11 protein-coding genes are annotated in these 10,399 nt (G+C 69.8%); 7 read left to right on the top strand and 4 right to left on the bottom strand.

The window, feature by feature from the left end:
* The 3 genes from A9X00_RS14410 to A9X00_RS14400 all read left to right on the top strand — a co-directional run.
* The coding region (locus A9X00_RS14410) for an FAD-dependent thymidylate synthase (protein ID WP_197515167.1) at positions 1-309 on the top strand (309 nt) is incomplete at its 5' end.
* A 117-nt stretch (positions 310-426) separates the two neighbouring features.
* Complete coding sequence (gene dapA / locus A9X00_RS14405) at positions 427-1,329, top strand: 4-hydroxy-tetrahydrodipicolinate synthase (RefSeq protein ID WP_067154275.1); 903 nt, start codon at positions 427-429, stop codon at positions 1,327-1,329.
* Between the two features lie 7 nt (positions 1,330-1,336).
* Entirely contained in the window at positions 1,337-3,013 is a 1,677-nt protein-coding gene (locus tag A9X00_RS14400; RefSeq protein ID WP_067154272.1) for a ribonuclease J, read from the top strand.
* On the opposite strand, the gene A9X00_RS14395 is transcribed toward A9X00_RS14400, so the two are convergent.
* From A9X00_RS14395 to A9X00_RS14385, 3 genes are read right to left on the bottom strand one after another with little or no spacing between them, the layout of a single operon-like run.
* Positions 3,010-3,882 (bottom strand): SAM-dependent methyltransferase, encoded by an 873-nt coding sequence (locus tag A9X00_RS14395; RefSeq protein WP_067154269.1) that lies wholly within the window; start codon positions 3,880-3,882, stop codon positions 3,010-3,012. The two genes, A9X00_RS14400 and A9X00_RS14395, sit on opposite strands and share 4 nt — an antisense overlap.
* A 6-nt stretch (positions 3,883-3,888) precedes the next feature.
* Positions 3,889-4,713 carry a mycofactocin-coupled SDR family oxidoreductase gene (locus A9X00_RS14390; protein WP_067154265.1) on the bottom strand — a complete coding sequence of 275 codons (825 nt, stop codon included), beginning with the start codon at positions 4,711-4,713 and terminating at the stop codon, positions 3,889-3,891.
* Positions 4,710-5,024, bottom strand: a complete 315-nt coding sequence (locus A9X00_RS14385) for a putative quinol monooxygenase (protein WP_067154261.1) — start codon at positions 5,022-5,024, stop codon at positions 4,710-4,712. The genes A9X00_RS14390 and A9X00_RS14385 overlap by 4 nt, the downstream gene beginning before the upstream one ends.
* Before the next feature lie 158 nt (positions 5,025-5,182).
* Here A9X00_RS14385 and A9X00_RS14375 point away from each other — a divergent pair, with 158 nt between their 5' ends.
* On the top strand, positions 5,183-7,669 hold the full coding sequence (locus tag A9X00_RS14375) for a DNA translocase FtsK (RefSeq protein WP_082975232.1): 2,487 nt from the start codon (positions 5,183-5,185) through the stop codon (positions 7,667-7,669).
* Between the two features lie 66 nt (positions 7,670-7,735).
* Here the strand turns inward: A9X00_RS14375 and A9X00_RS14370 are convergent, their stop codons facing one another.
* Positions 7,736-8,254, bottom strand: coding sequence for an amino-acid N-acetyltransferase (locus tag A9X00_RS14370; RefSeq protein WP_197515166.1), 519 nt, complete (start codon positions 8,252-8,254; stop codon positions 7,736-7,738).
* Between the two features lie 83 nt (positions 8,255-8,337).
* On the opposite strand from A9X00_RS14370, the gene pgsA reads away from it, so the two are divergent.
* From pgsA to pspA, 3 genes are all read left to right on the top strand, one after another.
* On the top strand, positions 8,338-8,910 hold the full coding sequence (gene pgsA, locus A9X00_RS14365) for a CDP-diacylglycerol--glycerol-3-phosphate 3-phosphatidyltransferase (protein WP_067154252.1): 573 nt from the start codon (positions 8,338-8,340) through the stop codon (positions 8,908-8,910).
* Between the two features lie 89 nt (positions 8,911-8,999).
* Entirely contained in the window at positions 9,000-9,338 is a 339-nt protein-coding gene (gene clgR, locus A9X00_RS14360) for a transcriptional regulator ClgR (RefSeq protein ID WP_067154249.1), read from the top strand.
* 225 nt (positions 9,339-9,563) lie between these two features.
* Complete coding sequence (gene pspA, locus A9X00_RS14355) at positions 9,564-10,391, top strand: phage shock protein PspA (protein ID WP_067154247.1); 828 nt, start codon at positions 9,564-9,566, stop codon at positions 10,389-10,391.
* Positions 10,392-10,399: the final 8 nt, after the last annotated feature.

The raw sequence follows: 10,399 nt of genomic DNA, 5'->3' as shown, positions 1-10,399 counted from the left end.
AAGCTGGAGGCCAAGTTCGCCGATCAGCCAAGCGCGGTGTTGAGGCGCAAGCAGGCGCGCCAGGCCGCCCGCGCGGTGCTGCCCAACGCGACCGAGACCCGCATCGTCGTCACCGGGAACTACCGCGCGTGGCGGCACTTCATCGCCATGCGCGCCAGCGAGCACGCCGACGTGGAGATCCGGCGCTTGGCGATCGAGTGCCTGCGCCAGCTCGTCGGATTGGCGCCCGCGGTGTTCGCCGACTTCGAGGTCTCCACCCTGGCCGACGGCACCGAGGTCGCCACCAGCCCGCTGGCCACCGAAGCCTGAGGCGGCGCAGCCGGGGAAGGCTGAGGCGGCAATCCGGCCTGAGCCCACCGAAGCGTGAGGCGGCGCAGCCAGCGCGGCGGCTAATTGCGTTTGGTACCGCCAGGTAACCTGAACACCGTGAGCACCGTCGGATTCGACGCCCCCGCCCGGTTGGGAACCCTGCTGACCGCGATGGTGACGCCCTTCGCCGCCGATGGCGCCCTGGACACCAAGGCCGCGGCGCACCTGGCAAACCACCTGGTGGACGGGGGGTGCGACGGCCTGGTCGTCTCCGGCACCACCGGCGAGTCGCCGACCACCACCGACGACGAGAAGCTCGAGCTGCTGCGCGCCGTGCTGGAGGCGGTGGGCGATCGGGCCCGCGTCATCGCCGGAGCGGGCACCTATGACACGGCTCACAGCGTCCGGCTGGCCAAGGCCTGCGCGGCCGAGGGCGCGCACGGGCTGCTGGTCGTCACGCCGTACTACTCGAAGCCGCCGCAGAGCGGGCTGATCGCGCACTTCACCGCCGTCGCCGACGCGACCGAGCTGCCGGTGCTGCTCTACGACATCCCGCCGCGCTCGGTGATACCGATCCAGACCGAGACCATCCGTGCGCTGGCCGCCCACCCGAACATCGTCGGGATCAAGGACGCGAAGGCCGACCTGCACAGCGGTGGCCAGATCATCGCCGAAACCGGGCTGGCCTACTACTCCGGCGACGACGCGCTGAACCTGCCGTGGCTGGCCATGGGCGCCACCGGCTTCATCAGCGTGATCGCGCACGTGGCGGCGGGCCAGCTGCGGGAGTTGTTGTCCGCCTTCGCCTCCGGCGACATGGCGACCGCACGCAAGATCAACGTCGGCCTCGCCCCGCTGTGCAACGCCATGGCCCGCCTCGGCGGCGTGACCATGTCGAAGGCGGGTCTGCGGCTGCAGGGCATCGACGTTGGCGACCCCCGGCTGCCGCAGATGCCGGCGACGCCGGAGCAGATCGAGGCGTTGGCCGCCGACATGCGCGCGGCCTCGGTTCTCAGGTGAATCAGACGTGAACGAGGAACTCGCCCCACCGGGTCCCCTGGCTCCGGGCGGGTTGCGGGTCACCGCGCTGGGCGGCATCAGCGAAATCGGCCGCAACATGACGGTTTTCGAGCACCTGGGCCGGCTGCTGATCATCGACTGCGGGGTGATGTTTCCCACCCACGACGAGCCCGGCGTGGACCTGATCCTGCCGGACCTGCGCCACATCGAGGACCGGCTCGAGGACATCGAGGCGCTGGTGCTCACCCACGCGCACGAGGACCACATCGGGGCGATCCCGTTCCTGCTCAAGCTGCGCCCCGACATCCCGGTCGTCGGCTCGAAGTTCACCCTGGCGCTGGTCGCCGCCAAATGCCGCGAGCACCGGATCAAGCCGGTCTTCGTCGAGGTCACCGAGGGACAGCGCAGCACGCACGGGGTCTTCCAGTGCGAATACTTCGCCGTCAACCACTCCATCCCCGACGCCCTGGCCATCGCCGTGCACACCGGCGCCGGAACCGTGCTGCACACCGGTGACATCAAGCTCGACCAGCTGCCGCTCGACGGCCGGCCCACCGACCTGCCCGGCATGTCCCGGCTGGGTGACGCGGGTGTGGACCTGTTCCTGTGCGACTCGACGAACTCGGAGATCCCCGGCGTCGGCCCGTCGGAAAGCGAGGTGGGCCCGACGCTGCACCGGCTGATCCGGGGCGCCGACGGCCGCGTGATCGTGGCGTGCTTCGCCTCCAACGTGGACCGGGTGCAGCAGATCATCGACGCCGCAGTGGCTTTGGGCCGGCGGGTGTCGTTCGTCGGGCGCTCCATGGTGCGCAACATGGGCATCGCGCGGGAGCTGGGTTTCCTGCGGGTGGACGACTCCGACCTGATCGACATCTCCGCCGCCGAGATGATGGCGCCCGAGCGGGTGGTGCTGATCACCACCGGCACCCAAGGCGAGCCGATGTCGGCGCTGTCGCGGATGTCGCGCGGCGAGCACCGCAGCATCACGCTGACGTCCGAGGACCTGGTGATCCTGTCGTCGTCGCTGATACCCGGCAACGAGGAGGCGGTGTACGGCGTCATCGACGAGCTGGCCAAGATCGGCGCCCGTGTCGTCACCAACCAGCAAGTGCGCGTGCACGTTTCCGGCCACGCGTACGCGGGCGAGCTGCTCTTCCTCTACAACGGGGTGCGGCCGCGCAACGTGATGCCGGTGCACGGCACCTGGCGCATGCTGCGCGCCAACGCCAAGCTGGCGGCGCGCGCCGGGGTGCCCGAGGACTCGATCCTGTTGGCGGAGAACGGCGTCAGCGTCGACCTGATGGCCGGCAGGGCCACCATCGCCGGGGCCGTGCCGGTGGGCAAGATGTTCGTCGACGGGCTGATCACCGGCGACGTCGGCGACATCACCCTGGGCGAGCGGCTCATCCTGTCGTCGGGCTTCGTCGCGGTGATCGTGGTGGTGCAGCGCGGCACCGGCCGTCCGGCCGCTGCGCCGCAACTGATCTCGCGCGGCTTCTCCGAAGACCCCAAGGCGCTCGAGCCCGCCGTGCGCAAGGTCGAGGCGGAGCTGGAGCAGCTGGCCGCCGACAACGTGACCGATCCCGTCCGCATCGCGCAGGGCGTGCGCCGCACGGTCGGCAAGTGGGTGGGCGAGACCTACCGCCGGCAGCCGATGATCGTGCCGACGGTCATCGAGGTCTAGCGCTTCTCCGCGTAGGCCGACCATTCCACCTGCGAGGCACCGAGTTTGCGCCCGGCGGGCCGCACGTAGCGCTGCACGAGCTCGTCGGGGCCGGCCTGCTCCACCAGCCGCCAGCCGTATTCGCCGATGAACCCGGCGACCTCTTCGGGGTCCAGGCCGAAGTGCCACAGCTGGTGGCGCTCGCGGACGTTGCGGTACAGCGTGCGGGTGCCGTACAGATTGCGGCCGTCGATGAAATCCCGCCGGACGTAGGTGAATACGAACCGGCTGCCGGGCGCGGCGGCGCGCAGTCCCTCCAGGGTGCGCCGCACGGCGTCCTCGGTGAGGTACTGGGTGACGCCCTCCCACACGAAGAAGGCCCGCTGGTCGATGCGATAGCCGTGCTCGGCCAACGAGGTGAGCAGGTCGTCCCGCTCGAAGTCCAGCGCCACCAACCGAACCGACGGCGGCGGCTCACCGAGCACCCGGCGCACCGTCTTGGCCTTGCGCGCGATGTTGACCGGCAGGTCCACCTCGAAGACCGGGATCCGGGCCCGCCGGGTGAGCCGGTAGGCCAGGGTGTCCAAGCCGGCCCCGAGGATCACCACCGCCTCGATGTCGCTGAGCGCATCTTCGATCTTGTCGCCGATGAAGCGCTTGCGGCAGGCCAGATTCGCCCACAGCCCGGGGCCGGTGAACTCCGAGCCGCGGATCATCAGGCGGCGGGCCGGGCCCCAGCGCGTCGCGCCGGCCAGCAATCGCAGCGGGCCCGGCAGGAAGCGTTCCGCGAGGTCGTCGTCCACCAGGCGGCGCCCGGCCGGCTCGTTGTGCTCGACGGCGGCCAACACCATAGGGCCGAACGCCGTCTGCGCCGCGGGATTTCGCGCCATGAGCCGCTACTTGTTCAGAAAGCCCGCGTCGACGGGCAGGGTGACGCCGGTGATGTAGCGGGCCTGGTCGGAGACCAGCCACGCCACCGCGTTGGCGATGTCTTCGGCCTGCAGCACCTCCACCGGTAGCGCGTTGCCCAGGCTGCGCGGCTGGTCGGTCTGGGACGCCATCCTGGCCAGCCACTCCCGAGTGAACTCGTTGTTGATCATCGGGGTTTCGACGCCGGTCGGATGGATCGAGTTGACCCGGATGTTATGTCCCGCAAGCAGATTCGCGTATACCCGCATCAAGCCCACCACGCCGTGCTTGGCGGCCGCGTACCCGACGGAGCCGGCGTCGGGACTGCCCACGCCGGCCAGCCCGGCGGCCGAACTGATCAGCACGATCGACCCGCCGCTGCCCTGCTTGACCATGGGCGAGATCGCGACCTTGATCGTGTTGTAGACGCCGGTGAGGTTGACGTCGATGACGTCGCGCCAGCCGTCGTCGCCGGATGCCATCGGGGCGATGCCGGCGTTGGCGACGACGATGTCCAGCCGCCCGAACTCGTCGAGGCCGGCTTGCACCGCGGCGGCGAGCGATTCGCGGTCGCGGACGTCGGCCTGCTTGGCGACGATGCGGGCGCCGGTGTCCTCGACGAGCTTGACGGTGGCCGCCAGGTCGTCCGGGCTGGCCAGGGGATAGGGGACGCTGGCGATCTGCTCGCACAGGTCGACCGCGATGATGTTCGCGCCGTCGGTGGCCAGCCGCACCGCGTGCGCGCGGCCCTGGCCGCGGGCGGCCCCGGTGATCAGCGCGACCTTTCCTTGCAGCGGGGCGTTACCAGTCACGCGCGCAGCTGTCCCTTGTCCGGGTCGCCGGCGGGAATCGGCTGCAGCATCTTGATGTCCGGCGCCCCGGCCAGGTGCTCGCCGGCCGCCGCGAACAACTTGCCGATCGCCGGCGCGGTGCTGTGCACCTTGAGCGCTTCCTCGTCGGCCCACTGCTCGACGAAGACGAAGGTCTCGCCGGTCTGGTGCAGCGAGTACAGCTGGCACCCGGGCTCCTCGTGCACTTCCGACACCGCGGTGGTCAGGATGTCGCGGACGGTGTCGACCGATTCGGGTTTGACGGTCATGGTGGCGACGACGACGACGGGCATGCTCAGGGCCTCCTGGGGGTGAGAGGGGTGGGTGACGGCATGACGTAAATCACCGCTAGCCACCCTACCCAGGCCCGATCGGCGGCAGCGGCCGCCCGGCGACGGTTACCAGTGTGGCGGGTGGTGTAGATGAGGCTTTTGCGACTACCCTGAGCGTCATGCCCAGTAAGACCGCCGCCCGCTCCGGAGCCCGAACGAGCAGGTCAAAGGCCCCTTCGCGGGCGAGGTCCCGAAGCGCGCGCCCGGCCGCTCCCCGCAAGAAGGCGGGCAGGCCCGCCAAACGCCGCAACTCCTCGCTGCTGGTCGCCACGGGGCTGACCTGCGGCCGCGCCATGCGGGCCACCTGGCTGATGGCCGCCCGGGGCACCGGCGGCGCCGCGCGGTCCATCGGGCGCGCCCGCGACATCGATCCCGGACACCGGCGCGACGGGATCGCGCTGGTGCTGCTCGGCGTCGCCGTCGTGGTCGCCGCGAGCTCGTGGTTCGACGCCGCCCGCCCGGTCGGCGCGTGGGTCGACACGCTGCTGCGGACCTTCATCGGCTCGGGCGTGCTGGCGCTGCCCGCGGTCGCCGCGGCGGTGGCGGTCACTCTGATGCGGACCCAGCCCAATCCCGAGGCGCGCCCGCGACTCATCCTGGGCGGCAGCCTGATCGCCCTGTCGGCGCTCGGCCTGCGTCACCTGTGGTCCGGCTCGCCCGAGGACCCCGAATTGCGCCGCCGCGCAGCGGGATTCATCGGTTTCGCGATCGGCGGGCCGCTGTCGGACGGGTTGACGCCGTGGATCGCCGCGCCGCTGCTGTTCATCGGCTTCATGTTCGGGCTGCTGCTGCTCACCGGGACCACGATCCGCGAGGTGCCCGACGTGGTGCGGTCCCTGTTCGGCGGCCGGCTGCTCGGCGACGACGACGTCGCCTACGACTACGCGGACGAGTTCGACGACAACAGCGACCAGCCCCGCGACGACTTCTCCGACGGCTACTACGACGAGTCCCCGGAACCGGAGCCGCAGGCGTGGCCGTCGGCCGCCGCCGCGCAGGCCGCCCCCGACGAACCGATCGCCGACGACACGCCCACCATCCCGGAACCCGGGCGAAGCCGTCGCCGCAAGAAGCAGGAGCCCCTGATCGTCGACCGGGTGGTGGAGGGGCCCTACACGCTGCCGGCGTTGAGCTTGCTGATCGCCGGCGATCCGCCCAAGAAGCGCAGCGCCGCCAACAATGTCATGGCCGACGCCATCAGCGAGGTGCTCAACCAGTTCAAGGTCGACGCCGCCGTCACCGGCTGCACCCGCGGACCCACCGTCACGCGCTACGAGGTCGAGCTGGGCCCCGGCGTGAAGGTGGAGAAGATCACCGCGCTGCAGAAGAACATCGCCTACGCGGTGGCCACCGAGAGCGTGCGGATGCTGGCCCCGATCCCCGGCAAGTCCGCCGTCGGCATCGAGGTGCCCAACACCGACCGGGAGATGGTGCGGCTGGCCGACGTGCTGACCGCGCCGTCGACCCGCCGCGACCACCACCCGCTGGTGATCGGGCTGGGCAAGGACATCGAGGGCGAGATGATCTCGGCCAACCTGGCCAAGATGCCGCACCTGCTGGTCGCCGGCTCCACCGGATCCGGCAAGTCCAGCTTCGTGAACTCGATGCTGGTGTCGCTGCTGACCCGGGCCACGCCCGAAGAGGTCAGGATGATCCTGATCGACCCGAAGATGGTGGAACTGACGCCCTACGAAGGCATTCCGCACCTGATCACCCCGATCATCACCCAGCCGAAGAAGGCGGCTGCCGCGCTGGCCTGGCTGGTCGAGGAGATGGAGCAGCGCTACCAGGACATGCAGGCCTCCCGCGTGCGCCACATCGACGACTTCAACGCCAAGGTGCGCTCCGGCGCGATCACGGCCCCGCTGGGCAGCCAGCGCGAGTATCGGCCCTACCCGTACGTGGTGGCGATCGTCGACGAGCTGGCCGACCTGATGATGACCGCCCCGCGTGACGTCGAGGACGCCATCGTGCGGATCACCCAGAAGGCCCGCGCCGCGGGCATCCACCTGGTGCTGGCCACCCAGCGCCCGTCCGTCGACGTCGTCACCGGTCTGATCAAGACCAACGTGCCGTCCCGGCTGGCGTTCGCGACGTCGTCGCTCACCGACAGCCGGGTGATCCTGGACCAGGCCGGCGCGGAGAAGCTGATCGGCATGGGCGACGCGCTGTTCCTGCCCATGGGCGCCAGCAAGACCGTCCGGCTGCAGGGCGCGTTCATCACCGACGACGAGATCCACGCCGTCGTCAACGCGTGCAAGGACCAGGCCGAACCCGAATACACCGAGGGCGTCACCACCGCCAAGACGACCAGCGAACGCACCGACGTCGACCCCGACATCGGCGACGACATGGACCTGTTCCTGCAGGCCGTGGAGCTGGTGGTGTCCAGCCAGTTCGGCTCGACCTCGATGCTGCAGCGCAAGCTGCGCGTCGGCTTCGCCAAGGCCGGCCGGCTGATGGACCTGATGGAGACCCGCGGCATCGTCGGGCCGTCCGAGGGCTCCAAGGCGCGCGACGTGCTGGTCAAGCCCGACGAGCTGGCGGCGACGCTGGCCGCGATCCGGGGCCTGGACGGCGGCTCCGAGGGGGACGCGCCCGAATAGCGCCGAGCAGACGCAGAATCGCACTGGAAGCACGCGTTTTGTGCGATTCTCCGTCTGCTCGCGGGGTTAAAGCACCAGCAGCATCCGGGAGTTGCCGAGGATGTTGGGTTTGACATAGCTCAGGTCCAGGAACTCGGCGACACCGATGTCGTAGGAGCGGCACATCTCCTCGTACACCTCGGCGGTGACGGGCGTGCCCTCGATCTCGGTGAACCCGTGCCGGCCGAAGAACTCGGTCTCGAACGTCAGCACGAACAGCCGCTCCAACTGCAGCTCGCGCGCGACTTCCAGCAACCGGTTGACGATCGCGTGGCCGATGCCCTGGCCGGTCACCGCCGGGTCGACGGCGACGGTGCGGATCTCGCCCAGGTCCGCCCACAGCACGTGCAGCGCACCGCAGCCGACCACCTTGCCGTCGGGGTCCTCGGCCACCCAGAACTCCTGGACGGCCTCGTACAGCGTCACCAGGTTCTTTTCCAGCAGGATGCGCCCGGCGTAGGTGTCGACGAGGTGTTTGATCGCGGGAACGTCCGACGTTCGCGCGCGCCGGACCACGGGCGCGCGGTCGTGGGAGCTTTCGGTCACGGGTAACAGTATCGGCAACGGCGAAGGGAGCGCTGGTCAACGGTTATTCTGATGCCGTGTCGGCACAGCCTGAAACGTCCGGAATGGCTGGCCGTGCCCGCATCGCCAACCTCGCCAACGTCCTGACGCTGCTGCGCCTGGTGCTGGTCCCCATCTTCCTGTTCGCGTTGTTCAACGGGGGCGGCCACCAAATCGTCTGGCGGGTAGTCGCTTTCGTGATTTTCGCCGTCGCCTGCCTGACCGACCGGTTCGACGGCCTGCTGGCGCGCAACTACGGGATGGCGACCGAATTCGGCGCGTTCGTCGATCCGATCGCGGACAAGGCGCTGATCGGGTCGGCGCTGATCGGCCTGTCGATGCTGGGCGACCTGGCGTGGTGGGTCACTGTGGTGATCATGGCCCGCGAAGTCGTGGTCACGCTGCTGCGGCTTGCCGTGATACGCCGCGGCGTCATCCCGGCGAGCTGGGGCGGCAAGCTCAAGACGGTGGTCCAGGCGCTGGCGATCGGGCTGTTCGTGCTCCCGCTGGCGGGACCGTTGCGGGTGGTGGCGGCCGTGGTGATGGGCATCGCGATCGTGCTCACGGTGGTCACCGGCATCGACTACGTCGCCGGGACGATCAGGACCGTCCGGCGAGTTCGCCAGACGACCGGCTGAACGGGAACCAGGCCGCGTTCGCCGGCGTTGACCCCTATGAGTGCCTGCTGAAGGGTCCGGGCAGGGCTGACTGGACGAAGGAGGGCGGGATGCCGCCATTGATGCGCGAGGTCATCGGCGACGTGTTGCGTCGGGCCAGGACGTCACAGGGCCGGACGCTGCGGGAGGTCTCGGATTCGGCACGGGTGAGCCTCGGATACCTGTCGGAGGTGGAGCGCGGCCGCAAGGAGCCGTCCAGCGAGCTGCTCAACGCGATCTGCGATGCCCTGGAGGTGCCGTTGTCGGCGGTCCTCACCGGCGCCGGGGAGCGGATGGCCAGTGCGGAACGCGCGGCCCACAGCGCGGCGACCGCCGGGGCGAGCGGCACCACCATCGACGCCAGCACCAAGGTCGTCATCCCGCCGGTGGCATCGCTGGCCGTGGCCTAGCCCCGGTGACGTCGAGCGCCGGAACGGCGCGAGTAAGGAACCGGGCAATCGAGCCTAGCCCGGTGACGTCGAGCGCCGGAACGGCGCGAGTAAGGAACCGGGCAATCGAACCTGAGCGCCCGGACGACCGATCCCGCGTCAGGGGTGGGGCGATCGTCGCCGACCCATTAAATTGAGCGGCAGGGCGCTTGCCCGGCATACGAGAAGCGAAGGTGGAGCTGACTGATGGCCAATCCGTTCGTCAAGGCGTGGAAATACCTCATGGCGCTGTTCAACGCCAAGATTGACGAGCACGCCGACCCCAAAGTGCAGATCCAGCAGGCCATCGAGGAGGCGCAGCGCCAACACCAGGCGCTGACGCAGCAGGCGGCGCAGGTGATCGGCAACCAGCGTCAGCTCGAGATGCGGCTCAACCGCCAGCTGGCGGACATCGAAAAGCTGCAGGTCAACGTGCGCCAAGCGCTGACGCTGGCCGACCAGGCCACCGCCGCGGGCGACGCCGCCAAGGCCACCGAATACAACAACGCCGCCGAGGCGTTCGCGGCGCAGCTGGTGACCGCCGAGCAGAGCGTCGAAGACCTCAAGACGCTGCACGACCAGGCGCTGTCCGCCGCGTCGCAGGCCAAGAAGGCCGTCGAACAGAACTCGATGGTCCTGCAGCAGAAGATCGCCGAGCGCACCAAGCTGCTCAGCCAGCTCGAGCAGGCGAAGATGCAGGAACAGGTCAGCGCGTCGCTGCGGTCGATGAGCGAGATCGCCGCCCCGGGCACCACCCCGAACCTCGACGAGGTTCGCGAGAAGATCGAACGCCGCTACGCCAACGCGATCGGGTCGGCCGAACTCGCCCAGGGCTCCGTGCAGGGCCGCATGCTCGAGGTCGAGCAGGCCGGCATCCAGATGGCCGGTCATTCCCGCCTCGAGCAGATCCGCGCGTCGATGCGCGGCGACGCCCTGCCGGCGGGTGGGACGCCCGCGGCCGGTGCCACCCCGGCCACCCCGGCGCCCGCCGAGACCGCCGGCGGTCAGGTCGCCGAGAAGCCCTTTGGTCAGTAACGCCGCGT

Source organism: Mycobacterium sp. 1245805.9, assembly GCF_001672915.1.
Lineage (GTDB): Bacteria > Actinomycetota > Actinomycetes > Mycobacteriales > Mycobacteriaceae > Mycobacterium.
This window is presented reverse-complemented; position numbering and strand designations above follow the sequence as displayed.